Raw genomic sequence first — 26,209 nt, 5'->3', positions numbered from 1 at the left:
GCTACCCTTTCAGGACCGTGAGCACCTTCGCTGCTTCGAGCATGCCTCCCGCCTTCCCCGAGCGAGCAGCCTGGGGAACCGCGTCGTCGCTTCGTGCCTGGCAGCAGCAGGCGCTGGAGAAGTACTTCGGCCCGGCTCACCCCAACGGCCCCCGCGACTTCCTGGCCGTGGCCACGCCGGGCGCGGGCAAGACCACCTTCGCCCTGCGCCTGGCCAAGGAACTGCTCGAACGCAAGGTCGTGCACGCGGTCACCGTGGTGTGCCCCACCGAGCACCTCAAGCGGCAGTGGGCCGAGTCGGCGGCCCGGGTGGGCATCCGGCTCGACCCGGAGTTCACCAACGCCCAGGGCAAGGTGGGCAAGGAGTTCCACGGGGTGGCGGTCACCTACGCCACCGTCGCCGCCCGCCCGGCGCTGCACCGCAACCGCACCGAGATGCGCAAAACCCTGGTGATCTTGGATGAGATCCACCACGCCGGGGACGGGCTGTCGTGGGGCGACGGCATCAGGGAGGCGTTCGAGCCGGCGACGCGGCGGCTGGGCCTGTCGGGCACCCCCTTTCGCACCGACGTCAACCCGATCCCCTTCGTGCAGTACGAGGAGGGCCCGGACGGCGTGCGGCGCAGCCGCGCCGACTACACCTACGGCTATGGGCCGGCGCTGGCCGACGGGGTGGTCCGCCCGGTGATCTTCCTGGCCTATGCCGGGGAGATGCGCTGGCGCACCCGGGCCGGCGATGAGCTGACCGCCACGCTCGGCGAGCCGCTCACCCAGGACCAGATGTCCCAGGCCTGGCGGGCCGCGCTCGACCCCAAGGGCGACTGGATCCGGCAGGTGCTCGCGGCGGCCGACCGGCGGCTCACCGAGGTCCGCCGCGGGGTGCCCGACGCCGGCGGGCTGGTGATCGCCACCGACCAGGACGACGCCCGCGCCTACGCCAGGCTGATCCGCGAGATCACCGGGCAGCCGGCCACCGTGGTGCTCTCCGACGACCCCACCGCCAGCAAGAAGATCAAGCAGTTCAACGACTCGCAGGACCGCTGGATGGTGGCGGTGCGGATGGTCTCCGAAGGGGTGGACATCCCCCGCCTGGCCGTCGGGGTCTACGCCACCAGCACCGCCACCCCGCTGTTCTTCGCCCAGGCCATCGGCCGGTTCGTGCGCTCGCGCCGGCGAGGCGAGACGGCCTCGGTGTTCCTGCCGTCGGTGCCGGTGCTCATGGGGCACGCCGCCGAGCTGGAGGCCGAGCGCGACCACGTGCTGGACCGTGTCGGGGGCCAGGAGGAGGGGCTGGACGACGAGCTGCTCAAAGAGGCCAACCGGCAGCGCGACACCAAGGACGTCATCGGCGAGGAGCTGCCGTTTGAGACCGTCGAGGCCTCGGCCACCTTCGACCGGGTGGTCTACGACGGCGGCGAGTTCGGCACCCAGGCCGCCCCCGGCTCCCTGGAAGAGGAGGAGTACCTGGGCATCCCCGGCCTGCTGGAGCCCGATCAGGTGGCCGCGCTGCTGCGCCGCCGCCAGGCCGAGCAGCTGGCCGCCCAGCGCCGCAAAAAGCAAAAGGCCGAAGAGACCGCCGAGCCCGCCGGGGAGCGCACCGCCGCCGAGGACCTGCACCGGCTGCGCACCGAGCTCAACAGCCTGGTCGGCGCCTGGAGCCACCGCACCGGCAAGCCGCACGGCGTCATCCACAACGAGCTGCGCCGCATCTGCGGAGGGCCGCGGGTGGCGCAGGCGTCCGCCGAGGACATCAGCAAGCGCATCGCCAAGATCCGCGAGTGGGCCGCCAAACGCCGCTGAAGGCCGGTGCGGCGGCTCAATGCCCGGCGGCCCGCGGGCGGTGCAGGCCGAGCGCGTCGATGATGCGGCCGACGACCTGGTGCGGGGTCTGATCGGCGGTGACCGTGACGGTGACGGCGCGTTCGTCCGCGGCGGGCGGCTCCAGGTCGCGCAGCTGGCTGTCGAGCATGGACGCCTTGAAGAAATGCCCCGTCCGCTCGGTCAGCCGCCGCTGCAGAAGGGCGCGGTCGGCCGACAGGTGGACCAGCCGCACCCGCTCGACGTCGTGCACCAGCATCCGGCGGTAGGAGCGCTTGAGCGCCGAGCAGGCCATCACCCCCTGCCCGCCGGACTCCAGCCTGCCGTCGATCCAGGCGGCGACTTTGCGCAGCCACGGCAGCCGGTCGGCGTCGGTGAGCGGCACGCCGCCGGCCATCTTGGCCACCGCCTCCGCGGAGTGCAGGTCGTCGGCGTCGGCGAACTCCCAGCCCAGGGTGCGGGCCAGCAGCCCGCCGACGGTGGACTTGCCGGTGCCGGACACGCCGGCCACCACCACGACCTGCGGGAGCGGGGCGGGCATCGTCAGGCGCGCACCACGGGGGCGCCGGTCAGCTCGACGCCCTCGGCGCGCAACTGCTCCAGCGCCCGTTCGGTGGTGGCCTCGGCGACCCCGGCGGTCAGCTCCAGCAGCACCCGGGTGCGGAAACCGGCGCGGGCGGCGTCCAGCGCGGTGGCCCGCACGCAGTGGTCGGTGGCGATGCCGACCACGTCCACCTGGTCCACCCGGCGGGCGCGCAGCCAGTCGGCCAGGGAGGTGCCGTCGTCGGCGGCGCCCTCGAAACCGCTGTAGGCCGCGCTGTGGTGGCCCTTGCTGAAGACCGCCTCGATCGGGGCCAGCGACAGGTTCGGGTGGAAGTCGGCGCCCGGCGTCCCGATCACGCAGTGCGGCGGCCAGGAGTCGACGTAGTCGGGCTCGTCGGCGAAGTGGTCGCCCGGGTCCAGGTGGAAGTCCCGCGTCGCCACGACGTGGTCGTAGGAGTCGCCGTGCTCCTGCAGGTACCGGGAGATGGCCGAGGCCACGTCGGCGCCGCCGGCGACCGCCAGCGAGCCGCCTTCGCAGAAGTCGTTCTGCACGTCAACGATGATCAGTGCCCTGCCCATGACCGCTCCTTGCCTTCGATCACCCCCGTTGCATAGGGACGCTACCCGACCGGATGGGCCGGGACTCCCGTCCGCTCAGGGAAACCTTCAGGGGAACCGCTAAGGGAACACGATCTCGTCGATGAACTCGGTGGGGATCGCCGGCTCGCCGTCCGACAGCTGCAGCGCGGTGGCCGGCAGTTCCCGCAGCGCCGCCGCGTGCCGCTCCCGGGCCGCCTCCAGCGGCTCGCGGCCGACCACCTCGCCGCCGCGGACCAGCGGAACCGGCAGCAGCCGGTCGCGCGGGCCGGCGGGCAGCTCGCCGGTGGAGACGACCTCAGCGCACGCCACCCCGTGGGCGTCCAGCCGCCGCACCGCGGTCTTGCGCCCGCCCCGGGTGGGCTTGCCCACCGAGCGTTTGGCCACCGGGCGCAGCGGGGCGTCCGGGTCGGGTGAGTCGGCCCGCGCCACCATCTTGTAGACCAGGGCCGCGGTGGGCGCCCCCGACCCGGTGACCAGGGCGGTGCCGACCCCGTAGGCGTCGGCGGGCGCGGCCGCCAGCGCCGCGATGCCGTGCTCGTCCAGGTCGCCGGTGACCACGATCCGGGTGTCGCGGGCGCCCAGGGAGTCCAGCAGCGCGCGCACCCGGCCGGCCGCCACCGCCAGGTCCCCGCTGTCGATGCGCACCGCGCCCAGGCGCGGCCCGGCCAGCTCCACGGCGGTGCGCACCGCCCGTTCCACGTCGTAGGTGTCCACCAGCAGCGTGGTGCCCTCACCCAGCGACTCCAGCTGGGACTGGAAGGCGTGCCGCTCGCTGTCGTGCAGCAAAGTGAAGGCGTGCGCGCTCGTTCCGGCGGTGGGGATGCCGTAGCGGCGGCCCGCCTCCAGGTTGGAGGTGGTGGCGAAACCCGCCACGTAGGCGGCGCGGGCGGCGGCCACGCCCGCGGCCTCGTGGGTGCGCCGCGACCCCATCTCGATCAGCGGGCGTCCCCCGGCCGCGTTCACCATCCGGGAGGCCGCCGAGGCGATGGCGCTGTCGTGGTTGAGTACCGACAGCACCAGCGTCTCCAGCAGCACCGCCTCGCCGAAGGGCGCCTCCACCGTCAGGATCGGGGACCCCGGAAAGTAGCACTCGCCCTCCGGATAGCCGTGGATGTCGCCGGAGAACCGGTAGCCGGCCAGCCACTGGGCGGTGGACTCGTCCACGACGCCGCGGGAGGTGAGGAACTCCAGCTCGCGCTCGCCGAAGCGGAACTGCTCGATCATCTCCAGCAGCCGGCCCACCCCGGCCACCACCCCATAGCGCCGCCCGGCCGGCAGGCGGCGGGCGAACACCTCGAACACCGCGCGCCGTCCGGCCGTGCCGCTGCGCAGGGCGGCCTGCAGCATCGTCAGCTCGTAATGGTCGGTCAGCAGCGCCGTACTGTAACCAAGGTCCACAAGTGGAAGACTACGGACCGGTGTGTGCACCATGGATGCACAGGTCTGTCGTATGCCATGTCAGTCGCATGGGGAAGGGGGCATCCGCGATGACCGCGCCGGCGCCGGTGGAGCTGGACCGGCCGCGCTCCGATGAGGACCATCGGCCCGACCTGCCCTGGCTGACGATCGTCTGGAACGACCCGATCAACCTGATGTCGTATGTGACGTACGTGTTCCAGACGGTGTTCGGGTATCCCAAGCCCAAGGCCGAGAAGCTGATGCTGGACGTGCACCACAAGGGCCGGGCGGTGGTGGCCAGCGGCGGCCGTGAGGAGATGGAGCGGTACGTGGAGATCCTGCACTCCTACGGGCTGTGGGCCACCGTCAAGCGCGATGAGTGAACCGATCGCGGCCGGACGGCGCGCGGGAAGAGGAACATGAGCCAGGTCAAACGCGTCCGCCAGGGGGTCCGGCTGCGGCTGGACCACGCCGAGGCGGCCCTGGTCAGGAGCCTGACCGAGCAGATGCTGGACCTGCTCGGCGAGCCCGACTCCTCCGCCGACCCGCTGGCCGCCGCGCTCGGCATCCGTGAGAACGCCGAAAAGCCCGACGATCCGGTGCTGGCCCGGCTGTTCCCCGACGCCTATACCGAAGACGACAAGGCGGCCCGGGAGTTCCGCCGCTACACCGAGGCGGGGCTGCGCGACGGCAAACGCCAGGCCGCCGGGGTGGTGCTGGCCACGCTGCGGCCCGGCGAGGACGTGGTGCTGGACGCCGAGCAGGCGCAGGCGTGGCTGCGGGCCCTCAACGACGTGCGGCTGGCGCTGGGCACCCGGCTGGACATCACCGAGGAGTGGTACGAGCAGGCCGCCGAGCTGGACCGCGACGACCCGCGCTTTCCCATGTACGCCGCCTACGACTGGCTGACCATGCTGCAAGAGCAGCTGGTGCGGGCCGTGTGGTGAGCGGACTGTCGCGGCGGCCGCCGATCACGCGGGACGGCCGGGCGGGTAGCCTTCGGAGCATGCTGACGATCGAGCGGGCCCTGTACGAGAAGATCGTTGCGCATGCGCGCGCTGACCACCCCGACGAGGCGTGCGGAGTGATCGCCGGCCCCATCGGCTCGGACCGGCCGACCCGGTTCATCCCCATGACGAACGCCGAGCGCTCCCCGACCTTCTACCGCTTCGACTCCATGGAGCAGCTGCGGGTGTGGCGGGAGATGGACGACAACGACGAGGAGCCGGTCGTCATCTACCACTCCCACACCGCCACCGAGGCCTACCCCTCGCGCACCGACATCTCGTACGCCTCCGAGCCCAACGCCCACTACGTGCTGGTCTCCACCCGGGATCCGGAGGTGACGGAGTTCCGCTCCTTCCGGATCGTGGACGGGGAGGTGACCGAGGAAGAGGTCCGCATCGTCGACTCGTACTGAGCACCCTGGGCGGCCCGTCTCGTCGGAAAGGCGCCGGGACCGCGGGCCGACGAGGGTCACCGAACCGGTCAGGGCGCAGGGGTCGGCTTCCGGCCTGCGGTGAGGTCCTCGGTAAACTCGAATCCATGTGTGTCCCGCCTGTGCAGAGTTTCCTGTTCGGGCACTGCCGCGCCGAGGTCGTCTACGACTGTTCCTGAAAGCCGCCCGTAGCAGCCCCGGAATCCCCCGGCGCCCTCCCGTGTTGACATCCCACGGACGGTGGGCCCCTGTGACGCTAAGGAGAACAATCGCGATGGCGATCGAGGTCCGGATCCCGACGATCCTGCGCAACCTCACTGGCGGCGCCAAGTCCGTCGAAGGCGAGGGCAGCTCGCTGGACGAGCTCTTCACCGACCTGGACTCCCGCCACCCCGGTCTGCGCGACCGCCTGGTCGAGGGCGACAAGCTGCGGAAGTTCGTCAACGTCTACCTCAACGACGAGGACGTGCGCTTCCTGGGCGGCCTGGAGACCAAGGTCTCCGACGGGGACACGGTCACGGTGCTGCCCGCGGTGGCGGGCGGCGCACCGCACGGCGGCCCCCGGTAATGCGTTTCGACTCGCTGCTGGACTCCCTCGGCCGTACCCCGCTGGTGGGGCTGCCCCGGCTGTCCCCGTCACCGGAGGTACGGCTGTGGGCCAAGCTGGAGGACCGCAACCCGACCGGTTCGGTCAAGGACCGTCCCGCCCTCTGGATGATCAACAAGGCGGAGAAGGAAGGGCTGCTCACCCCCGGCTGCACCATCTTGGAGCCGACCTCCGGCAACACCGGCATCTCGCTGGCCATGGTGGCGCGGCTGCGCGGCTACCGGATGGTGTGCGTGATGCCGGAGAACACCTCCGAGGAGCGCCGCCAGCTGCTGCGCATGTGGGGCGCGGAGATCATCTCCTCGCCCGCGGCCGGCGGCTCCAACGAGGCGGTGCGGGTGGCCAAGCGCCTGGCCGCCGAGCACCCCGACTGGGTGATGCTCTACCAGTACGGCAACGAGGCCAACGCCCAGGCGCACTATGAGACCACCGGCCCGGAGATCCTGGCCGACCTGCCCACCATCACCCACTTCGTGGCCGGGCTCGGCACCACCGGCACGCTCATGGGCGTGGGCCGCTACCTGCGCGAGCACGTCCCGGACGTCAAGATCGTGGCGGCCGAGCCCCGGTACGGCGAGCTGGTCTACGGCCTGCGCAACATCGACGAGGGCTTCATCCCCGAGCTGTACGACGAGTCGGTGCTGACCACCCGGTTTTCGGTCAGCTCCCAGGACGCGCTGCGCCGCACCCGTGAGCTGCTGGAGCAGGAGGGCATCTTCGCCGGCATCTCCACCGGCTGCGCCCTGCACGCCGCGCTGGGCATGGCCCGCAAGGCGGTCAAGGCCGGCGAGCGCGCCGACATCGTCTTCATCGTCGCCGACGGCGGCTGGAAGTACCTGTCCACCGGGGCTTATGAGGGCACCCTGGAAGAGGCCGAGGAGCGTCTCGAAGGCCAGCTGTGGGCGTGAGGGCGTGACCGTCGCCGGTCCGCTGACGGCCGGTGCGCCCTCCGCCGTCCCGCCGTGATGGATCCCTTCCACCGTCTGCTGATCGAGGCCGCCGCGGCGGTGTGCGCCGAGTTCTGCCTGGCGCTGGCCGGCGGCCATGCGCTGCGCGCGCACGGGCTCATCGACCGTCCCCACGGCAATGTCGACTTCGCCACCGCCGAGCCGCTGCCGCTGGAGGACGCCGCCGCGGCGATCACCGCGGCCTACCGGGACCGGGGGCTGCGCGTACAGGGCGGCGATCGGAGGGATGAGGCGTGCCTCACCCTGGCGGTCACCGATCCCGGCGGCGGCCGGACCTGCCGGGTCAACGTGCTGCGCGTCCCCCTGCGGCTGCGGCCGGTGCGGATCGGCGGCTGCCCGGTGGTGGCCTACGAGGACGCGATCGGGCTGAAGGTCGGTGCGCTGGCCGGGCGGCTGGTCGCCTGCGACCTCATCGACGTGGCCGCGGTGGCCGGCGATTACGGCTATGAGCGGCTGGAGTGGCTGGGCGGCTGCAACGCCCCCGACTTTTGCCTGGAACGCCTGGCCGACCGGCTGACCTGCCAGGAGCAGATGCCCGAGGCCGAGTTCGAGCGCCACGGCCTGGATGCGGAACGGATCCGGCGGGTCAAGCGCTTTGCCGCCGAGTGGGCGCACGACATCAACATGCGGCTGTATGAAGAGGCCGCCTTCGAGACCTACGGCACCGACCCCGACCTGTGAACGGTCGCCCGATCAGGAGGACGCCGCGGGCGGGGTGAGCCAGTCGTGGGGCCGGGCCAGCTGCCGCGCCCTGGCGTAGGCGATGTCCAGGGCCAGCAGCCGGTGTCCCCGGTAGACCTCCTGGGCGTCCTCCCGGCCGACCATCAGCGCCGCGTCCACCGCGTCGGGGCTGGTCAGCGACAGCGGCAGCAGCAGCCGCACCCGTTCGGAGAGCGGGTCCCAGCAGGGGACCGCGGCGCGGTAGTCGCGCCGGGCCCGGCTTTGAGCCCGGCGCACCGCCCCTTCCAGCACCAGCCCGGCCTGGTAGGGGTTGGCGTTCAGCGGGGCGGGCAGGGCCGCCAGGTTCTCGGCGGACTCCAGCAGCCGGCCGGCGTTGACGACCAGCTCGCACCGCCAGTCGTAGACCAGCTCGGCGGGCTCTTCGGCGTAGGTGGCGGCCGGGGGCAGCTCGGGGAAGTGGGTCTGCAGCTCCCGTTCGGACTCGGTGTACCAGCCCTGCAGCCGCCACGGCGCCCCGTCCGGGTCGCGGCTGGGGACGAACAGGCCGTAGATCTCCTCCTGGCGGGAGGTGACCAGGCCGGTGTTGAAGACGCTGTGCGCCCCGTCGGGGGAGGTGAGGATCCGGCGCTGCCGGTACAGCCGTTCGAAGGTCTGCTCGATGTACTCGCGCAGCACCCAGGTGTCGTCGCTGCGGGCCACCTGGGCCGGGCCGCTGGGCGCGCCGCCCCACTCCTCCGGTTCGGCCAGCCGGGCCAGCAGGTCGAAGAAGTCCTCCCCGGACGCCGAGGGGTCCTCGGCCCGCAGCGGCCCGAGCGTGGCGTGCTTGTAGAGGGCGCGCTGGGAGCGCCGGGAGATCGGCTGGGCGGATGCCGGCTGGGCCTGGGGGACCGCGGCGGCCGTCTCGCTCAGGTAGGCCGCGGCCTCCTCCAGGTAGGCGTGGCGTCCCCGGGAGCCCGCGGCGGCCGTGCCCGCCGATCCGCTCACCCCGGCCAGCGGATCGTCCGTCCCCTTCGACCCGGTGAGCGGGCCGCCATAGGACGGCGGCAGCCCCGCGGCTCCGGTGCCGCCCAGGGCGTCCGTCGCGGCGGCGGCGGGGGAGGCGCCTTCGGCGCCGCCGAACGGGTGCGGGCCGCCGAGGTGACCGGGATCGTGGTAGGCGGTGGATTTGGGCTCGTGCGGCGTCACAGATCTACTCCGGCATCGGTGGGATCACCAGAGTAGTGCCGTCACGCCGGGACGATTTCCTCCCGGCCGCATCAAGTGCGCAGAACGGAAGAGGGTAGGGTTCGTTCTCGAATGTGATTCTAGATACGGTTTCCATCTGGCGGAGCTGAGGTGCTGAGATGAGCCGGTTCGGGAACGCCACGGCGGTCGAGCGCGTCGCCGAGGGACGCTATGAGGCCGAACTCGACGCGGGCTTCCGCATCGGTGAGGCGCTCAACGGCGGCTACCTGATGGCCGTCCTGCTGCGGGCGGCGATGGACGCCGCCCCGCACGCCCACCCGATCTCCACCAGCGCCGCCTTCCTGCGGGTGGGCAGGCCCGGCCCGGCCGAGATCACCGTGGAGCCCCGCAAGAGCGGCCGCACCGCCGCCACCGTCCGGGCCACCCTCTCCCAGGACGGGCAGCCGGTCATCGACGCCCAGGTCGTCACCGGCACCCTGGACCCGGCCGCCGAACCGCACTGGGCCGACCAGGCGCCCCCCGCGCTGCCGCCGATCGACGAGTGCGTCGGCCGCATGCCCTCGCCCGCCAAGGACCGGGGCTTCGCCGACCGGGTGGACATGCGCTTCGACCCGGCCACCATGGGATGGCTCGACGGACGGCCCCACGGCCGCCTGGAGATGCGCGGCTACTTCCGGCTGCGCGACGACGACTACGCCCCCGACCCCTTCCTGCTGGCGCTGGCGGTGGACGCGCTGCCGCCGGTGGTGCTCAACACCGGTTTCTCCGGCTGGGCCCCCACCGTCGAGCTGACCTGGCACATGCGCGCCCTGCCCGCCCCCGGCACGCTGACCCTGTACGGCACCGGACGGCTGGTGCGAGACGGCTGGTTCGACGAGGACGTGGAGGTGTGGGACTCCGCCGGCCGGCTGGTCGCCCAAAGCCGCCAGATCGCCCGCGTCGGCCGCGGCTCGTCTTGACCACCCGGTCCGACCTGCGACGACAACACGTTCGAGCAAGGGGCGGGACGAATGCGCGCCGGCCGCCCGCCGCTTCGGCGCGCCCTGGGCCGAAACCGGGCGGCACCGCGCCAGAGGTGCGATATGACCACCGCTGCCGAATATGTCGGGGCCGCCTTGAACGAACACGTCATATGACGGTTACGTGAACGTGTGATGTGCGACGCAACACGCGCTTTGCAAGGGAACTGTCGCCTAGCCTAAAGGACCATGTCTGACGCGCCGATCGGGATCTTCGACAGCGGCTACGGAGGGCTCACCGTCGCCCGTGCGATTCTCGATCAGCTGCCGGACGAGCCGATCCTCTATCTCGGCGACTCGGCGCGTCAGCCCTACGGCCCCCGGCCGATCGCCGAGGTCCGCGCCTTCGCCCTCCAGATGCTCGACCAGCTGGTCGCCGAGGGCGTCAAGATGCTGGTGATCGCCTGCAACAGCGCCAGCGCGGCGATGCTGCGGGACGCGCGCGAACGCTACGACGTGCCGATCGTGGAGGTCATCAAGCCCGCCACCCGGCGGGCCGCACGGGCCACCACCAACGGGCGGGTGGGACTGATCGCCACCCACGCCACCGTCACCAGCCGGGCCTATGAGGACGCGTTCGCCGCCGCCCCGCACATCGAGCTCACCAGCGTCGCCTGCCCCCGTTTCGTGGAGTTCGTCGAAGCCGGCATCACCAAGGGGCCGGAGCTGCTGTCGGTGGCGCGCTCCTACCTTCAGCCGATCGTGGATGCGGGCTGCGACACCCTCATCCTCGGCTGCACCCACTACCCCTTGCTCATCGGCGCCATTTCCTACGTGGTAGGGGACGGGGTCACACTGGTCTCAAGTGCCGAGGAGACCGCTAAGGACGTATACCGAGTGCTTCAAGACCAGGGTCTGGCCCGCGCCGAGACCGCGTCCCCACCCGTGCACCGGTTCCTTGTCACCGGGGATCCGGCGGAGTTCGCGAGGCTGGGACGCAGGTTCCTGGGGCCCGAGATAGGCCTGGTGGAGGCCGTCGCGGGCGCCGCCCTGACCCCTTGAATTCCTCGGGGCACGAAGGAGGAGTTGAGCGTGCGGGTCACAGTGATCGGCTGCTCCGGCAGCTTTCCCGGGCCGAAGAGTCCTGCGTCCAGCTATCTGGTCGAAGCGGACGGCTTTTCGATGCTGCTCGACCTGGGCAATGGCGCGCTCGGCTCCCTGCAGCGCTTTCACGATGTGCTCGACATCGACGCCATCTGCTTCACCCACCTGCACCCCGACCATTGCCTGGACCTGACGGTGTACTGGATCGCCCGCGTCTACTGCCCGTTCGGCAAGGCGCCGGTGATCCCGGTCTACGGCCCCGCGGGCACCGCCGAGCACATGGCCAAGGCCTATGAGCTGGAGCCCAACCCCGACATGGGGGAGGCGTTCACCTTCCACGAATTCCCCGCCGAGCCGTTCGAACTGGGCCCCTTCCGGGTGACCGCCGCGCGGGTCAACCACCCCGTCGAGGCCTACGGGCTGCGCGTCGAGCACGAGGGGAAGGTGCTGGCCTACTCCGGCGACACCGGAGGCTGTCAGGCCCTCATCGACATCGCCCGCGGCGCCGACCTGTTCCTGTGCGAGGCGGCCTTCGTGGAGAGCCGTCCCAACCCTCCCGACATGCACCTGACCGGCCGGGAGGCCGCCGAGCACGCCGCCCGCGCCGGTGTCGGCCGCCTGGTGCTGACCCACCTGCTGCCCTGGAACGACCCGGCGGTCACCTTGGCCGAGGCCAAGATGGCCGACTATTCGGGACCGATCGAGCTCGCCCAGGTCGGCACCGTCTACGAGCTTTGAGCGCGGCCGGCGCCTTCGCCGCATCGGGACGTGGCGGGGGCGGGCGGGTACTAGGGTGAAGGCCATGGCCCGTCCTGACGACCGCGCACCCGACCAGCTTCGGCCCGTCCGCATCCAGCGCAACTGGCTCGACCACGCCGAGGGATCCGTGCTCATCGAGTTCGGCGCCACCCGCGTCCTGTGCGCGGCCTCGGTGCAGGACTCGGTGCCCCGCTGGCGCCGCGACAGCGGCCTGGGCTGGGTGACCGCCGAGTACGCGATGCTGCCCCGGGCCACCCACACCCGCGGCGAGCGCGAGTCGGTCAAGGGCCGCCTCGGCGGGCGCACCCAGGAGATCTCCCGGCTGATCGGCCGTTCCCTGCGGGCGTGCGTGGACTTCAAGGAACTGGGCGAGAACACCGTGGTGCTGGACTGCGACGTGCTGCAGGCCGACGGCGGCACCCGCACCGCCGCCATCACCGGCGCCTATGTGGCGCTGGCCGACGCGGTGGCCTGGATGCGCGAACGTGAGCTGATCAAGGGCGACCCGCTGATCTGCTCGGTGGCCGCGGTCAGCGTCGGCGTGGTCGACGGCGAGCCCCGCCTGGATCTGTGCTACGCCGAGGACGTCGAGGCCGGCACCGACATGAACGTGGTCTGCACCGGGGACGGCAAATTCGTCGAAGTCCAGGGCACCGCCGAGGGGCAGCCCTTCGACCGCGCGGAACTGGACGCGTTGCTGGATCTGGCGGCCGGCGGCTGCGCCGAGCTGACCCGGCTGCAGCAGGAGGCGCTGAACCGATGACCAAGATCGTGCTCGCCACCCGCAACTTTGGCAAGGTCGCCGAGCTGCGCCGCATCCTGGGCGGCATCGAGGTGGTGGGGCTGGAGGAGTTCCCCGACGCCCCCGACGTCCAGGAGACCGAGCCCACCTTCGCCGGCAACGCGCTGCTGAAGGCCCGCGCCATCGCCGCCCACACCGGGCTGCCGGCCATCGCCGACGACTCCGGACTGTGCGTGGACGCCCTGAACGGCATGCCCGGCGTGCTGTCGGCGCGCTGGTCGGGACGGTTCGGCCAGGCCGCCGGCGACAAGGACCGCGCCAACCTGGAGCTGGTGCTCGACCAGCTCGCCGACGTGCCGCCCGAGCGGCGCGGCGCCCACTTCGCCTGCGCGGTGGCGCTGGTGACCCCCGGCGGGATCGAGCGGATCGTCGAGGGCCGCATGACCGGACGCATAATCGACCGGCCCCGGGGCGAGGGCGGCTTCGGCTATGACCCGATCTTCGTCCCGGACGGGGGCACCCGCACCTCGGCGGAGCTGTCGCCGCAGGAAAAGGACGCCGTCAGCCACCGCGGCAAGGCGCTGCGCGCGCTCGCCGAGATCCTCCCGGAGGTCCTGGGCGTCCGGCCCGCCTGAGCGGCGGGACGGGCCCTTAAGGGTCGGGGCCGTGGACGTCCGGATGCGGGATGCCGAGCCGCAGGCCGGGCAGCCGGTCCAGCCCGATCATCTCCACCATCGACCGCACCGGGGCGGGCATCCGGTCCAGCACCAGCGGGCCGCCTCGGGGACGGGCGTCGGCCGCCCTGGCCAGCATGGCCAGCGCCCCCACGTCGATGAACTTCAGCTCCGCCATGTCCACGTGCACCGGGGAGCCGTTGGCGCGGGCCAGCGCCTGTGAGAGCGCCTCCCCGAACACCGCGTGCCGGGCGGCGTCCAGCTCCCCGCTCAGCGCCAGCCCCAGCGGGTGGAAGGTGCGGTCGATGCGCAGCACCGAGTCGGCGAAGTCGGGGTCGGCGGTGACCGTGACCGGGTGCGCGTCCTTCAGCGCGGCCAGCTCGCGGGGCCGGCAGGCCCGCCGGTCCACCTGGCAGATCGCGATGGCCGACGTGCTCGGGCCCACCACCTCCTCGATGTGCCGCTCGCAGTCCAGCACCAGCCCGGCCCCGCCGGGAGTGCGCAGCGTCCAGGTCAGATCGGCCACGATCCGCACCCCGCGGTAGCCCGCCCGCTGCGCCCGGTCGATCTCCGTCCGCAGCACCTGCGCCGGCCGGCGCGGATCCAGGGCCTGAGAGGGGTGCTCGCTCAGCGGCACCACGGTCACCCGGTCCCCGGTGGGCAGGGTGATCTCCTCCCGGCCGGCCAGCACGACCACCTTGTCCTCACCGGCCAGGGCGGTGTCGATGAACGAGCCCACCACCAGGTTCCGCTCGTCCTCACCGGCGAAGGCCAACCAGGCGTGATCGCCCGGCCGTAGATCACTGACCATCCTGCGGACCGGGCCGGGGAAAAACATCGCGCTCTCACCGCCGTTTCACAGGGAGAGCCTCCAGAGTACGCCCGGCTTCACCGCGTTGGGGACCACATTGCAAACAGGATTTGCGGTTATCTGAGACGCACGTGCAAAAGCGCGGTCATTCCGCCCAGCGGAATCGGTGAATTCCGCTTCTTCCGCCCCGGAAAGGACGGGGCTCACCTGCGCATCAGCAGACGGACGGACGTGCCGTCCTCCCCGGCGTGCAGCCGCACCACGTCCACCAGCAGCCGTACCGTCCACAGCCCGAACCCGCGCTCCAGCGCCGAGACCGGCGGCGTGAAACCGGCCAGCGCCCCCGGGCGCCAGCGGCCGTGGTCGCTCACCTCGCAGACGAACTCGCCCGGCCGCCGCCACACCCGCACCCATCTGGGCGCGGCGCCGTGTTTGAGCGCGTTGGTCGCCGCCTCGGTGACGGCCGTCTCCAGGGCCGCGATCCGCTTCTCGTCCAGCCCGTGCCCGCTCGCCCGCGCCGCCACGAACCTGCGCACCCGCTGCAGATCCTCCATCGCGCCGAACGGCAGGTGCGCGGCGTCCGGGGGCGGAGGGCTCCAGGCGCCGTCCGCGCCGAACCCGGCCGGCTCCAGGTAGTCGCTTTCGGGGTAGGCGTCGTTGTGCCGTTCGCTCCGGCCGTCGATCAGCCGCCGGTGGGTGCGCAGGGCGTGCTCCAGCACCTGCGGCCGCACCGCGTCCCGGTCATAGGCGCAGATCACCCGGGCGCCCGAGGCGGCGAACAGCGTGTTCACCAGCGACTCGTAGCGGGCCCATTCCACCGTCTCCAGCGGATCGTCGGACCAGTTCCGCTCGCCCACCACCCGCAGCCGGCGCGGTGCGTGCAGGCGCAGGATCCGGTCATAGTCGCGCAGTGCCCGCACCGGGTGCGCATAGAACTCGTCGGCGTCGACGAACGTCGCCTCCCGTCCGTCGGCCCCCAGCGCGTCCCGCAGCGCGCTCAGCCTCGGCTCGGGGACCACCACCAGCGGCACCTCCCCGGCCTCCACCCCTTCCCGCAGATGGGGCACCGTCGCCGCCAGATACTCCTCCAGGCCGCCGTACACCAGCACGTCGTGCTCCAGGCGGTCTGCGGGACGGGGGGACGGCGACCTCACCGGGGGCCACCCGTGCCCGCTCGATGCGGCCTCGCCGGGACCGGAGACGAAGGCGACGGGGAGCGGCCCGCGCACGCCCGCGGCGGGTCCGGGCGGGCCGACGCGCCATCGGCCACCGGCGGGGCGGCGAGGCGCCCGGGAAGAACGGGCGGGAGGGGACCCGGGTAGCCGCAGGGGAGCAGCCGGCGGGTGGAACAACCGCTCACCAAGCCCTCCTGACCGCGCTCGGACCCCCAGTCAGCGTAATCCCATACGACAGGCCGGTACGCCCGAGTTTTTCAGATGGCCGTAACCGGCCCCGCCGTGAGCGCATGCACCGGGCTCGCGAGGGAGGCTAAGCTGTGATCACGGCCTCCACGCGGCCGGGCGGGCGTGGCGAAATTGGCATACGCGGCAGACTTAGGATCTGTTGGTGGCAACACTGTGGGGGTTCGAGTCCCCCCGCCCGCACAAATCCGCGAAACCGCTACAAGCCGAGGTCCTTGCGGAGACGGGCCACATGTCCCGTGGCCTTCACGTTGTAGTAGGCCTTTTCGACCTTTCCTTCGGGGTCGATGACGAAGGTGGAGCGGATGACCCCCACCACGACCCTGCCGTACAGCTTCTTTTCTCCATAGGCGCCATAGGCCCGCAGGACCTTGGCGTCGGGGTCGGACAGCAGCGGGAAGGTCAGGCCGTCGCGCTCACGGAACTTGGCGAGCTTGGCCGGCGGGTCGGGGGAGATGCCGACCACCGCGACGCCCGCCGCCTCCAGTTCGGGCAGGCTGTCGCGGAAGTCCACCGACTCCTTGGTGCAGCCGGGGGTCATGGCCGCCGGGTAGAAGTAGACGATCACCCGCTTCCCGCGCAGCGAGGACAGCGAGACCGTGGTGCCGTCGGCGTCGGGGAGCTCGAAGTCGGGGGCGACGTCGCCGGGCTGCAGCCGTTCGGACATCGGCTTGTGCCTTTCCATTCAGCGGATTCGTTCAGCAGGGACGGACGATCGCGGCGGTTCGGGAACGCCCGGCCCGAACCGGCAGGGCCGCGGACGCTCCCCGGCGCGATGGATCGGCTCCCACCGTACCGGTGCGGGCGGCGCGTCCGGCGGGGTGTGACGGGCGATGCGCCGCGGTACCTGCAACACTGATCGTCTGCCGCAGGAGGCTCGGACGATAAGGACACGGCATGGCTGACAAGGCTCCCGATCCGGAAGCGCTGGAGAAGGAGATCGAGCGCACCCGGGAAGAGCTGGCGCGCACCATCGACGAGATCGTCGACCGGGTCAATCCGCGCAACGTGGCGCAGCGCGGCGTGACCCGGCTGAAAGAGGAGACCGGGCAGGTCATCGCCGCGGTGGGCGCGCTGGTGGCGCCGCCCGGGGAGACCGACGGCGAGGCGGGGCCGGTCGACCGCAGGGTGATCGCGGTGGGCGTCGGCGCCGTGGTCGTCGTGACCGCGTTCATGCTGTGGCGGCGCGGCCGGCGGCGCCGGCGTTGAGCCGAGGGTGCGCAAGAAAGCGCCGGCTCCGTGCGGGGCCGGCGCTTCGTCATGGACGGGGGATGGGCGTGCGCAGCACGGGCCGGCCGCCGGCCGTGCTCAGGCCGAAGGCGGCGGCGTGCCGGGGCTCCATGCCGGAGGACAGGTCCATGACGAGCCGCCGGGAGCCTTGCGCGGTGAAGCCGCCCGCGGTGGCCCGGCGGCCGCCGGTGCATCCCCACCCGGGTGTACGGCCGCGGCGGCCGTGCAGTTCAACCCGGGCGGTCAGCGGGCGAACTGGGGGAGGTGGTCGCGGTGGGCGGCCAGGCCCTCGTGGAGGATGCGTTCGGCGGTGTGCTTGTCGCGCACGAACGGGTGGGCCATCAGCGCCTGCAGGGCGGTGCGCCGGTCGCCGGTCGCCGCGGCGTCGGCGGCGAGCCGCTCATAGGTCCAGATGGCCTGGGTGAGGCCGCGCACCGGCAGGGGGAGCGGGCCCATGGCCGACCGGAGAGGACCTTTGCGGCCGATGCGGGCGGGCACCTCCACGACGGCGTCGTCGTCCAGCGAGGAGATCGCGCCGTCGTTGCGGATGTTGACGATCATGCGGCGGTCCTCGTCGCGGTGCAGGGCGCAGATGACGTCCACGGCGAACTCGCCGTGCTCGCCGCCGCCCCGCTCCCGGCTGGGGTCGGGGTCGGGCTTGGCGGCCTCGGCGGCCAGGGAGGCGTAGTAGCCGGGGAGCATGGCCGAGATGTCCTGAGCCCGGGTGGTGCCCTTGGCGCGCAGCTCTCGCACCACCTCGTCGTGGAAGAAGTAGTACTTGGCGTAAGAGTTGGGCAGCAGGCCCAGGGCGCGGGCCAGCTCGGCCATCCGGGACGGGTCGCGCCACGGGGTGGCGCCCCCGCCGGGGATCTCCAGGTCGGCCAGCAGGGCCGGCAGGTCGAGCGGCTCGCCGTGCAGGCGGACCCGCTCGGCCCAGGTGGCGTGGTTGAGGCCGATCCAGTCGGCCTCCAGCCCGGCGGCGGGCAGGCCCAGCAGCTCGGCCCACATCTCGGTGTCGCCGACGTGCTGGTCGCACAATCCGATGATGCGGGTGCCGGGCCGGTACCGCAGCACCGCGTCGGTGACGATGTTGGTGGGGTTGGTGTAGTTGACGATCCAGGCGTCCGGGTCGGCGAGTTCGGCGATCCGCAGCAGCACCGGCACCGACCGGCAGGCCATGAGGAACCCGCCGGGACCGGCGGTCTCCTGCCCGACCACGCCGTATTTGAGGGGGATCGACTCATCCAGGTGACGGGCGGCCATCCCGCCGGGCCGGAAGGTGGTGAATACGTAGGAGGCGCCGTCCAGGGTGGGCTTGAGCTCGGTGTGGGAGGTGACGGTGAAGTCGGCGCCGCGGGCGGCGAACATGGCGGTGGCCAGCCGGGCCATCAGCGCCAGGTGCTCGCGGTGGACGTCGTGGAAGGCCAGTTCGGCGCCGGCCAGGTCGGCGGCCCGGTGCAGCAGTCCGCGGATCACTCCCGGCATGTAGCCGCTGCCCGCCCCGACGATGGCGATCTTGATGCTCATGGGCGTCCTTTCAGCGGAGCGTGGGCTGGGCGCGGGTGACCGACTCCGGGCCGTTGCCGAGCTCGGCGGCGGGGATGTAGGGGATCACGAACTCGTAGTCGGCCAGCACCTCCGGGGGCAGGTCGGAGGTCTCCCCGAAGGCGGCGATCTCGCCCCAGCAGGGCGCGCCCAGCGAGCCGCTGTGGTGGCGCACCGACAGCCCGGCGCACAGGTTGGCAAAGCGCAGCCGCTGCATCAGCGGCCATCCGGCGAGCGTGCCGAACACGAACCCGGCGGCGAACACATCGCCGGCTCCGGTGGTGTCCAGCGCCCGGACCGGCAGGGCGGCGGCCGAGGCGCGCTCGCCGGTGGTGGAGTCGATGGCGATGGCGCCCAGCGCCCCCTGTTTGACCACCACCACCGGCACCCGCTCGGCCAGCGCCTCCAGCGCCTCGGCGGGGGTGCGGGTGCGGGTGTAGGCCATGGCCTCCACGGCGTTGGGCAGGAACACATCGACCTCGGCGAGCCGGTCCAGCACGTCGGTGGACCAGGTCTCGGTGGGGTCCCAGCCGATGTCGGCGAACACCAGCGCCCCGCTGCGCCGCATGGTCAGCGCCCACGACGGCAGCGGGCGGTCGATGTCGACGAAGCAGCTGGCGGCCCGGGGCGGGACGGCGACCAGCTCGTCGGCGGTCAGCGGCAGCGGCCGGGCGTAGGTGACCATGCTGCGGTCGGAGTCGTAGGCCAGCGAGACGGTGACCGGGGTGGGCCACCCGGCCGGCCGCCGCGACCAGGTCAGATCCACCCCCTCCTGCTCCGACAGCGTCCGCCACAGGTAGGCGCCGAACATGTCGTCGCCGATCACGGTGGCCAGCCCGGTGCGCAGGCCCAGCCGGCTCATCGCCACCGCGATGTTGGCGATGCCGCCGGGCGCCGAGCCCAGCCCGTCGGTGACCAGTTCGGTGCCGGGCGGCGGCAGCCCGGGCAGCCCGGTGAAGATCATGTCCATGAACACCCGCCCGGCCAGGAACACATCCAGGCCGTCGTCGGCCCGCGCGCCGCCGGCGCGCAGCGGCCGCCCGGCCTGCGTCCGCTCGCCGCAGGGGTCGTCCAGGGGCGGCTGCGCCGCGGCTTGCCCATCCGGTGCGGCCATCGGCACCTCCCGTCGAGGCCCTGTTTTCCCGCCCTTCGCCGGCTCGTGCCCTTTTCGGACGTCCCCGGGCACGATCCTGACCGATGGCACTGACATTACTTGGCGGACACCGGTGAATCGGCTCGAATGTTCATCGAAGCCTCCCGCGCCGGCCATGCCCGTCCGGGCGGCCTAACTGTCGGAGGGGGTGCGGGCGGCTCGTTCCCCACGGGTGATGAGCTGGGGTTGCGTGGCGGTGAAGCGGGCCTCCACCGCGGCCCGCACGATCTGCACGGCCGGTTCCAGGGAGATGGCCTCCGGTTCGGCGTCGGCGCTCTCCACCGCGGCGGCGTAGGCCACCGGCACCGGCTCGAAGGGTTCCGGACGTCCGTGACCGAGCCCTTCGTCGGACAGCTCCACCATTCCGGTCAGGCGGCAACCGAGCGCCTCGGCGTAGTCGTGGGCGCGCTGCACCGCCTGCCGGACGGCCTGCCGGGCGGCCTCGGCGCGGACGGGGCTGTCGGGGCGCAGCGCCCACTCGGGCCCGTCCACCCGGGTGCGTTCCAGGTCGCCGAGCCGGGTCACCAGCTCCCCGAGCACGCTCAGGTCACCGATGGTGATCTTGATCCAGACGGTGCCCTGGTAGCGGCGGATCTCGCCCTCGCGGCGCCGGCGCCGCAGCACCGGGGTGATGGTGAGCGCGCCGGTCTCCAGGCGCTCGACGGCCTCGCCGTAGGAGCGCACCAGCTCCAGGCAGCGCCGGTTGCGCTCGGTGAGCCGCTCCAGCGTCGCACGGCGGTCGTCGTCTTCGGCCTGGACGTACACCGACAGGTGGGCGATCTCGGGGTCGGCCTCCAGCACGGCCTCGCCGCGCACGCTGATGACGGGAGCGTCGCTCATGTGCCCAATCTACGCGCGCCCGCCACGGGCCGGGCCGCTCACAGGAAGGTGCGGCCCTCGCCCCGGTAGGTCGGCACGGTGGCCGTCACCGTCTCGCCCTCCACCAGGTGCAGCACGTCGAACCGCTCGCACAGCTCGCCGGCCTTGGTGTGCCGGAACCACACCCGGTCCCCGATGGCCAGCCGGTCGGCGGCCTCGCCCCGCAGCGGGGTCTGCACCTCTCCGGCGCCCTCGTTGGGGTCATAGGACAGCCCTTCGGGCAGGTAGGGCTGGGGCAGGCGGAGCCGGTCGGCCGGGCCGGAGGCCAGGTAGCCGCCGCCCAGGCAGGTCACCACGCCCGGCCGGGGCCGGCGCACCACCGGCAGGGCGAACAGTGCGGCCGGCCGGCCGCGGAAGTTGGTGTAGTAGTCGAACAGGTGCGGCTGGTAGAGCCCGGACCCGGCGGCGACCTCGGTGACCGCCCGTTCGGCGGCGGTCTTCTCCACGCTGCCGGTGCCGCCGCCGTTGACGAACTCCAGGTCCGGCCGCACCTGCCGGACGGCCCGGACGATGGCGGCGCGGCGGCGGGCCAGCTCGATGCGGGAGCGCGACTGCATGGCCCGGATCACCCCGGCCCGCAGCGGGCTGCCGGGCGGGGCGTCCCCGACCCCGGCGATCTGGGACTCGTACGCCATCAGCCCGGCCAGGTGCAGCGCGGGGTTGCGTTCGATCCGCCGGGCCAGTTCGGCGGCCTGGGCGGGGTCGTGGATCGGGGAGCGCAGCGCGCCGATGCGCACCCGGCCGCCCAGCAGGCGGTAGCCGGCGTCGATGTCGATGCACACCCGCAGCGGGGCCTTGGCCCGCGCGGCGGCCTGGCCGATGAGCTCCAGGTGCTCGGCGCAGTCGACCATCACGGTGATCACCGACAGGGCGTGCTCGTCGGCGGCCAGCTCGGCCAGGGCGGTGCGGTCGACGGTGGGGTAGGCGACCAGGATGTCGTCGCTGACCCGGTGCGCGGCGAGCCAGAGGGCCTCCGGCAGCGTGAAGGCCATGACCCCGCGGAAGCCGTCCATGGCCAGCACCTGGGTGAGCAGTTCCCGGCAGCGCACCGACTTGCTGGCCACCCGGATCGGCTTGCCGCCGGCCCGGCGCACCAGGTCGGCGGCGTTGGCGCGGAAGGCGTCCAGGTCGACGATCGCCAGGGGGGCTTCGAGCGCGGCCGTAGCGGTGTCGTACCGCTTGCGGAGGTTCATGCGGGAGGTCACCGCCGGGAGTGCAGGGGACGGGAAATTAACATGAGAACTCTTCACATTCTAGCGGCGGCGCGGATTGGCGTCGAAAAACGCCCAAATGGTGTTCTGTGCCCCCTTGGGCCAGACGTGTCCGCCGCCCTCGATCCGGCAGAGCGCCACCTCGGTGCCCGCCTCGCCCTTGCCGCTGGTACGGCAGTCCGGCCCGCCGGCCACCGTCAGGGCGCGCCGCGGCGGCGGCAGGCCGTTGACCTTGCGCCAGTAGTCCACCGCGTGCGAGACGGGCGGGAACGGCCGGGAGTCGTTGAAATCGCGCCGCCCGCCGCCGTGGTAGGGCACGTTGCGGTCGGCCGTCCCGTGCATGATCAGCACCGAGGTCGGCGCCGGGTCGCACCGCTTCATCGCCATGGCCGCCGCCACCACCCCGATCGCGGCGAACGTGCCCGGCGCCTCGCAGGCCAGCCGGTAGGCCATGCCGGCGCCGTTGGAGAAGCCGGTGGCGTACACCCGCCTGCGATCGGCCAGCCCCGCCTCGGTCAGCGTGCGCACCAGCTCGGTGACGAACCCGACGTCGTCGCTGTTCGCCAGCTTGGCCGGCCCGCAGCAGAAACCGGCGTTCCAGCTGAACATGAACCCCTCGGGGTAGGCCACCAGGACGCCCTCGCGGTCGGCCACCCGGTTGAAGCCGCTCAGCCGCTCCATCTGCGCGGCGTTGGCCGCGCCGCCGTGCATGGCCACCACCAGCGGCAGCGGTCTGGCGGGCCTGCCGTCCCGCCAGCGGCCCCCGGCGAGCCGGGGCGGCACGCGCAGGCGGTACTGGCGTCCCAGCGGCCCGCCGAAGTCCAGCTTGAGCACGTGGGTGCCGGCCTTGGTGGGGATGCCCGCCACCTTCTCGGGCACCCGCTCCGGCTTCTGCGGCGTCTTCGTCGGCGTCCCTGGCGTCCCCTGCGTCGGACGGTCGGCACCGCCCTTCGCGCCGGTCTCCGCCTCGCAGGCGGCCGTCACGAGCACGGTGGCGAGCGCGAGCAGCGCGGCCCATCGCATGCCGGCGACTCTAACCGGGATGAGCGCCATGAGAACACTCAAGCGAGAGTGATTCCGGCGAATCAGGGTGATCCGGTCGCGGCTCGGTGTGCCGAGGGAGCGCGCCGGGCCCGGCGAAACCGCAGGCCACCTGCTCAAGCGGCGCCGCAGGGCTGTAATACATTGGTCACACCACGAGAAGACGGCGCCTTGCCCGTCCCGTAGTGCCAGCTCAGAAAGCCTTGACGTGAGTTCTGACTACATCCTGACGCTGTCGTGCCCGGACCGGCCCGGCATCGTCGCCGCGGTCTCCGGTCTGCTGGCCGAGCGCGGGTGCAACATCGTCGAAAGCCAGCAGTACGGCGATCCCATCACCGGCCGCTTCTTCATGCGGGTGCAGTTCACCGTCCCCGGCCCCGAGCCCGGCGCCGTCGCCGACGGGCTGCGCACCGCCCTGGCCGCGCTGGTCCCGGAGTTCGCCCTGGACTGGCGGCTGTATGACGCCTCCGTGCCCACCCGGGTGCTCATCTTGGTCTCCAAGGCCGGGCACTGCCTCAACGACCTGTTGTACCGCCGCCGCTCCGGGCAGCTGTCCACCATCGACATCGTGGCGGTCGCCTCCAACCACCCCGACCTGCGCCCGCTCACCCAGTCGTACGGGATCGACTACCACCACCTGCCGATCGGGCCGGGCGGCAAGGCCGCTCAAGAGGCCGAGATCCTGGCGCTGGTGGAGCACTACCGGGTGGACCTGGTGGTGCTCGCCCGCTACATGCAGGTGCTCTCGGACGAGATGTGCGGCAAGCTGCCGGGCCGGATCATCAACATCCACCACTCCTTCCTGCCCAGCTTCAAGGGCGCCCGGCCCTACCACCAGGCGCACGCCCGCGGCGTCAAGCTGATCGGCGCCACCGCGCACTACGTCACCCCCGAGCTGGACGAGGGGCCGATCATCGAACAGGAGGTCGCCCGGGTCGACCACACCCACAGCCCGGCCGATCTGATGGCGGTCGGCCGCGACATGGAATGCCTGGCGCTGGCCCGCGCCGTCCGCTGGCACAGCGAGCACCGCATCTTGCTCAACGGCGACAAAACCGTCGTGTTCCGCTGATCCGCCGCGCCCATGGGTGTCTTTGCCCTTCCCCGGGTGAGAAAAGGGGCATGCGAACCGGTGCCCTGAAGGAGAGGCGGAGCAAGGCTCCATGGTGGGCCGCGATGCGGGCATGGGCCGGCAGAACTGCGGCGCGCCGGGACGCCGCGGCGATCGCCGCGGCGTCCCGGCGCCTGGCGGTGGAGACGCGCAGGCTGCCGGGGGTGCGCACGGCCCGGGCCCGCGTCGCCGGAACCGCCTTCCGGCCGCGGGTGACCATGACCGTCGGCTGCGCCGAAGAAGCAGATCTGGCGGAGCTTTATACGGCGATAGAAAAAGGACCGGCCGCTCATTGCCGCGCCCTGACGAACAAGCCCGATCTGCCGATAATCATCCGATTTGAACACATTTGACGGGCGTCTGGAAAGTTCGAAAGTTCGGTGCATGATTTCGACTCCCCGGGTATATAGGGGGCGCAAGGCCACGTCGCACTTAATGGGGGGAATTGTCGTGGCGAAAAGCAATAAGGCGCAGCGGTCGAAGAGCGGCGAGCGGGCCGAGGCCATGCGGCCCGACCGGCAGGACCAGGCCGGTCAGGCCCAGGACATCATGGACGACGCCCGCAGCAAGGCCCAGCAGGCCCGGGACAAGGCCCGCGGCAAGCTGAAGTAACCGCGCGCATCCTTCAGGGCCGGTGGTGCGCCCGAGCGCGCCACCGGCCCGTCGCCCGCCGTGGGATAACCTCTCCGGCGAAGCGAAGCCGGTGGGTCTGCAGCCGGGCGGCATGGCGAAAAAGCCCGGCGCACGGGGACGGAGGGCTGGCGCGATGCGGCTGGGCGATCGGGTGCGGGCGGCCATCACCGACCGAAAGGGCGGGGTGAGCGCCCCGCCGTTCGATGAACGCAACCTCGGCGGCTCCGTCGGCGACGACCCCGAGGCGGTCCGGCGCAACCGCCACGCCACCGCCCGGGAGCTGGGACTGGACCCCGCCCGGGTGGTCTTCATGCGGCAGGTCCACAGCGCCGAGGTCCGCTATGTCACCGAGCCCTTCGGGGACGATCCGCCCGGGCTGGATGCGGTCTTCACCGACCGGCCGGGCCTGGGCCTGGCCGTCCTGGTGGCCGACTGCGCCCCCGTCCTGGTCGCCGACCCCGTCGCCGGGCTGGTCGGCGCGGCCCATTCCGGCCGGGCCGGCACCGCGCTCGGCGTCGTCCCCGCCCTGGTGGAGGCGATGAGCGCGCGCGGCGCGGACCCGGCCCAGATGACGGCGCTGATCGGCCCGGCCGCCTGCGGGCTGTGCTATGAGGTCCCCGCCGAGCTGCGCGAGGAGGTCGCCGCCGCGGTCCCGCAGGCCCGCGCCACCACCCGCCGCGGCACGCCCGCCCTGGACCTGCGCGCCGGCATCGAGGCCCAGCTCAAGGCCGCCGGGGTCGCCGACGTCCGGCACGATGCGCGCTGCACCCTGGAGTCCCCGGAGCTGTACTCCTACCGCAGGGAGGGCCGCACCGGCCGGTTCGCCGGCTACATCTGGCTGGAGAACTGAAGGGTTGCCTGAAGCAACCTTCTCGTGAGACCCTCCCATGCCATGAGAGAGGACATGGCTCAAAGCGTGGCGGCCTGGGAGCAGACCCTGCGCTCGACGCTCGCGCTGACCGGTGAACTGCAGCCCTCCGACTACGACCGGCCCACCGACTGCCCCGGCTGGACGGTCAAGGACGTCCTCTCCCACCTGATCGGCGTGGAACGCATGATGCTCGGCGAGCCCCAGCCCGACCACCGCCTGCCCGAGCACCTGCCGCACGTGCGCAACGACTTCGGCCGCATGCTGGAGATCGACGTGGACGTGCGCCGCCCGCTGCCGCCGGAGAAGGTCGTCGCCGAGCTGGCCGAGGTGCTGGACCGGCGGCTGGCCCAGCTGCCCGGCATGGACCCCGACCAGGAGGTCATCCTGCCCACCGGCAAGCCGGGCCCGTACGTGCAGTTCATCCGGATCCGCGCCTTCGACTGCTACACCCACGAACAGGACATCCGCCGCGCGGTGGGCCGCTCCGGCAACCTCGACGCCCCCGCCGCCCGCCTCACCCGCGACCACCTCCTGTCCGGCCTGCCGTACGTGCTGGCCAAGAGGGCCGGCGCCCGCCCCGGCCAGTCCCTCAGGCTGGAGGTCACCGGCCCCATCGCCTTCACCCGCTATGCGGCGGTGGGGGAAAGCGGCCGCGCCGCCGAGGTCGATCCGCTCACCGACCCGACCGCCTCGCTGCGCATGGACTGGGAGACCTACCTGCTGCTGTCCACCGGCCGCCGCACCCCCGACCAGGTCACCGTCACCGTCTCCGGCGACACCACGCTGGCCACCCGCGTCCTGGCCGGCATGAACATCACGCCCTGACGG

General features: G+C 72.4%; 30 protein-coding genes and 1 tRNA gene. 19 read left to right on the top strand and 12 right to left on the bottom strand.

Annotated features, from left to right (window positions below; all coding sequences use genetic code 11):
• The first annotated feature begins 41 nt into the window (after positions 1–41).
• On the top strand, positions 42–1,799 hold the full coding sequence (locus BUE48_RS19280; protein ID WP_286990847.1) for a DEAD/DEAH box helicase: 1,758 nt from the start codon (positions 42–44) through the stop codon (positions 1,797–1,799).
• A gap of 16 nt (positions 1,800–1,815) precedes the next feature.
• Here the strand turns inward: BUE48_RS19280 and BUE48_RS19275 are convergent, their stop codons facing one another.
• The 3 genes from BUE48_RS19275 to BUE48_RS19265 all read right to left on the bottom strand — a co-directional run bounded on the left by BUE48_RS19275 (position 1,816) and on the right by BUE48_RS19265 (position 4,391).
• Positions 1,816–2,358, bottom strand: a complete 543-nt coding sequence (locus BUE48_RS19275) for a gluconokinase (protein ID WP_012854191.1) — start codon at positions 2,356–2,358, stop codon at positions 1,816–1,818.
• A 2-nt stretch (positions 2,359–2,360) separates the two neighbouring features.
• Complete coding sequence (locus BUE48_RS19270) at positions 2,361–2,939, bottom strand: nicotinamidase (protein ID WP_286990677.1); 579 nt, start codon at positions 2,937–2,939, stop codon at positions 2,361–2,363.
• Between the two features lie 99 nt (positions 2,940–3,038).
• The gene (locus tag BUE48_RS19265; RefSeq protein ID WP_012854189.1) at positions 3,039–4,391 is read right to left on the bottom strand and encodes a nicotinate phosphoribosyltransferase; all 1,353 of its coding nucleotides are present in this window, start codon (positions 4,389–4,391) and stop codon (positions 3,039–3,041) included.
• 56 nt (positions 4,392–4,447) lie between these two features.
• Here BUE48_RS19265 and clpS point away from each other — a divergent pair, with 56 nt between their 5' ends.
• The 6 genes from clpS to BUE48_RS19235 all read left to right on the top strand — a co-directional run bounded on the left by clpS (position 4,448) and on the right by BUE48_RS19235 (position 8,052).
• Complete coding sequence (clpS, locus tag BUE48_RS19260) at positions 4,448–4,741, top strand: ATP-dependent Clp protease adapter ClpS (protein WP_012854188.1); 294 nt, start codon at positions 4,448–4,450, stop codon at positions 4,739–4,741.
• A gap of 36 nt (positions 4,742–4,777) precedes the next feature.
• Positions 4,778–5,305: a DUF2017 domain-containing protein gene (locus BUE48_RS19255; protein WP_012854187.1), complete on the top strand. Its 528-nt coding sequence runs from the start codon at positions 4,778–4,780 to the stop codon at positions 5,303–5,305.
• 59 nt (positions 5,306–5,364) lie between these two features.
• The gene (locus BUE48_RS19250; protein ID WP_012854186.1) at positions 5,365–5,778 is read left to right on the top strand and encodes a M67 family metallopeptidase; all 414 of its coding nucleotides are present in this window, start codon (positions 5,365–5,367) and stop codon (positions 5,776–5,778) included.
• Between the two features lie 292 nt (positions 5,779–6,070).
• On the top strand, positions 6,071–6,364 hold the full coding sequence (locus BUE48_RS19245) for a MoaD/ThiS family protein (RefSeq protein WP_012854185.1): 294 nt from the start codon (positions 6,071–6,073) through the stop codon (positions 6,362–6,364).
• A complete protein-coding gene (locus BUE48_RS19240) occupies positions 6,364–7,311 on the top strand; it encodes a PLP-dependent cysteine synthase family protein (protein WP_012854184.1) in 948 nt (315 codons plus the stop codon). The genes BUE48_RS19245 and BUE48_RS19240 overlap by 1 nt, the downstream gene beginning before the upstream one ends.
• Positions 7,312–7,368: 57 nt before the next feature.
• A complete protein-coding gene (locus BUE48_RS19235; RefSeq protein ID WP_286990676.1) occupies positions 7,369–8,052 on the top strand; it encodes a hypothetical protein in 684 nt (227 codons plus the stop codon).
• 12 nt (positions 8,053–8,064) lie between these two features.
• On the opposite strand, the gene BUE48_RS19230 is transcribed toward BUE48_RS19235, so the two are convergent.
• Complete coding sequence (locus tag BUE48_RS19230) at positions 8,065–9,237, bottom strand: DUF3825 domain-containing protein (protein WP_286990675.1); 1,173 nt, start codon at positions 9,235–9,237, stop codon at positions 8,065–8,067.
• A 158-nt stretch (positions 9,238–9,395) separates the two neighbouring features.
• On the opposite strand from BUE48_RS19230, the gene BUE48_RS19225 reads away from it, so the two are divergent.
• The 5 genes from BUE48_RS19225 to rdgB all read left to right on the top strand — a co-directional run bounded on the left by BUE48_RS19225 (position 9,396) and on the right by rdgB (position 13,436).
• Positions 9,396–10,196: a thioesterase family protein gene (locus tag BUE48_RS19225; RefSeq protein WP_012854181.1), complete on the top strand. Its 801-nt coding sequence runs from the start codon at positions 9,396–9,398 to the stop codon at positions 10,194–10,196.
• A 249-nt stretch (positions 10,197–10,445) separates the two neighbouring features.
• Positions 10,446–11,258, top strand: coding sequence for a glutamate racemase (murI, locus tag BUE48_RS19220; RefSeq protein WP_012854180.1), 813 nt, complete (start codon positions 10,446–10,448; stop codon positions 11,256–11,258).
• A 30-nt stretch (positions 11,259–11,288) separates the two neighbouring features.
• Positions 11,289–12,038, top strand: coding sequence for an MBL fold metallo-hydrolase (locus tag BUE48_RS19215; protein WP_012854179.1), 750 nt, complete (start codon positions 11,289–11,291; stop codon positions 12,036–12,038).
• A 64-nt stretch (positions 12,039–12,102) separates the two neighbouring features.
• Entirely contained in the window at positions 12,103–12,822 is a 720-nt protein-coding gene (gene rph / locus BUE48_RS19210) for a ribonuclease PH (protein ID WP_012854178.1), read from the top strand.
• Positions 12,819–13,436, top strand: a complete 618-nt coding sequence (gene rdgB / locus BUE48_RS19205; RefSeq protein WP_012854177.1) for an RdgB/HAM1 family non-canonical purine NTP pyrophosphatase — start codon at positions 12,819–12,821, stop codon at positions 13,434–13,436. The genes rph and rdgB overlap by 4 nt, the downstream gene beginning before the upstream one ends.
• Before the next feature lie 16 nt (positions 13,437–13,452).
• On the opposite strand, the gene BUE48_RS19200 is transcribed toward rdgB, so the two are convergent.
• Together BUE48_RS19200 and BUE48_RS19195 are read right to left on the bottom strand one after the other, a co-directional pair.
• Positions 13,453–14,250, bottom strand: coding sequence for an STAS domain-containing protein (locus BUE48_RS19200; RefSeq protein WP_052305558.1), 798 nt, complete (start codon positions 14,248–14,250; stop codon positions 13,453–13,455).
• 239 nt (positions 14,251–14,489) lie between these two features.
• Positions 14,490–15,440, bottom strand: coding sequence for an anti-sigma factor RsbA family regulatory protein (locus BUE48_RS19195; RefSeq protein ID WP_012854175.1), 951 nt, complete (start codon positions 15,438–15,440; stop codon positions 14,490–14,492).
• A gap of 366 nt (positions 15,441–15,806) precedes the next feature.
• On the opposite strand from BUE48_RS19195, the gene BUE48_RS19190 reads away from it, so the two are divergent.
• A tRNA-Leu gene (locus tag BUE48_RS19190) sits at positions 15,807–15,890 on the top strand.
• A 16-nt stretch (positions 15,891–15,906) separates the two neighbouring features.
• On the opposite strand, the gene bcp is transcribed toward BUE48_RS19190, so the two are convergent.
• A complete protein-coding gene (bcp, locus tag BUE48_RS19185; RefSeq protein WP_012854174.1) occupies positions 15,907–16,374 on the bottom strand; it encodes a thioredoxin-dependent thiol peroxidase in 468 nt (155 codons plus the stop codon).
• 230 nt (positions 16,375–16,604) lie between these two features.
• On the opposite strand from bcp, the gene BUE48_RS19180 reads away from it, so the two are divergent.
• Positions 16,605–16,916, top strand: coding sequence for a DUF3618 domain-containing protein (locus tag BUE48_RS19180; protein WP_012854173.1), 312 nt, complete (start codon positions 16,605–16,607; stop codon positions 16,914–16,916).
• Between the two features lie 264 nt (positions 16,917–17,180).
• Here the strand turns inward: BUE48_RS19180 and BUE48_RS19175 are convergent, their stop codons facing one another.
• The 5 genes from BUE48_RS19175 to BUE48_RS19155 all read right to left on the bottom strand — a co-directional run bounded on the left by BUE48_RS19175 (position 17,181) and on the right by BUE48_RS19155 (position 22,748).
• Positions 17,181–18,464, bottom strand: coding sequence for a family 4 glycosyl hydrolase (locus tag BUE48_RS19175; RefSeq protein ID WP_286990674.1), 1,284 nt, complete (start codon positions 18,462–18,464; stop codon positions 17,181–17,183).
• Positions 18,465–18,474: 10 nt separating this feature from the next.
• The gene (locus tag BUE48_RS19170) at positions 18,475–19,596 is read right to left on the bottom strand and encodes a carbohydrate kinase family protein (RefSeq protein WP_012854170.1); all 1,122 of its coding nucleotides are present in this window, start codon (positions 19,594–19,596) and stop codon (positions 18,475–18,477) included.
• Between the two features lie 171 nt (positions 19,597–19,767).
• Positions 19,768–20,475, bottom strand: a complete 708-nt coding sequence (locus tag BUE48_RS19165) for an SIMPL domain-containing protein (protein ID WP_012854169.1) — start codon at positions 20,473–20,475, stop codon at positions 19,768–19,770.
• 38 nt (positions 20,476–20,513) lie between these two features.
• A complete protein-coding gene (locus tag BUE48_RS19160; RefSeq protein ID WP_012854168.1) occupies positions 20,514–21,707 on the bottom strand; it encodes an amino acid deaminase/aldolase in 1,194 nt (397 codons plus the stop codon).
• Between the two features lie 60 nt (positions 21,708–21,767).
• Positions 21,768–22,748 carry a CE1 family esterase gene (locus tag BUE48_RS19155; protein ID WP_041440087.1) on the bottom strand — a complete coding sequence of 327 codons (981 nt, stop codon included), beginning with the start codon at positions 22,746–22,748 and terminating at the stop codon, positions 21,768–21,770.
• A gap of 226 nt (positions 22,749–22,974) precedes the next feature.
• Between BUE48_RS19155 and purU the strand changes: the two genes are divergently transcribed.
• The 5 genes from purU to BUE48_RS19130 all read left to right on the top strand — a co-directional run bounded on the left by purU (position 22,975) and on the right by BUE48_RS19130 (position 26,206).
• Positions 22,975–23,838 carry a formyltetrahydrofolate deformylase gene (gene purU / locus BUE48_RS19150; RefSeq protein ID WP_012854166.1) on the top strand — a complete coding sequence of 288 codons (864 nt, stop codon included), beginning with the start codon at positions 22,975–22,977 and terminating at the stop codon, positions 23,836–23,838.
• Positions 23,839–23,942: 104 nt separating this feature from the next.
• Entirely contained in the window at positions 23,943–24,230 is a 288-nt protein-coding gene (locus BUE48_RS19145) for a hypothetical protein (RefSeq protein ID WP_012854165.1), read from the top strand.
• Positions 24,231–24,327: 97 nt separating this feature from the next.
• Positions 24,328–24,489 (top strand): hypothetical protein, encoded by a 162-nt coding sequence (locus tag BUE48_RS19140; RefSeq protein ID WP_169313043.1) that lies wholly within the window; start codon positions 24,328–24,330, stop codon positions 24,487–24,489.
• A 154-nt stretch (positions 24,490–24,643) separates the two neighbouring features.
• Positions 24,644–25,360: a peptidoglycan editing factor PgeF gene (pgeF, locus tag BUE48_RS19135; RefSeq protein ID WP_012854163.1), complete on the top strand. Its 717-nt coding sequence runs from the start codon at positions 24,644–24,646 to the stop codon at positions 25,358–25,360.
• Positions 25,361–25,414: 54 nt separating this feature from the next.
• Positions 25,415–26,206 (top strand): maleylpyruvate isomerase family mycothiol-dependent enzyme, encoded by a 792-nt coding sequence (locus BUE48_RS19130; RefSeq protein WP_012854162.1) that lies wholly within the window; start codon positions 25,415–25,417, stop codon positions 26,204–26,206.
• Positions 26,207–26,209: the final 3 nt, after the last annotated feature.

Source organism: Thermomonospora sp. CIF 1 (genome assembly GCF_001896795.1).
Classification (GTDB): Bacteria; Actinomycetota; Actinomycetes; order Streptosporangiales; family Streptosporangiaceae; genus Thermomonospora; species Thermomonospora curvata.
This window is presented reverse-complemented; position numbering and strand designations above follow the sequence as displayed.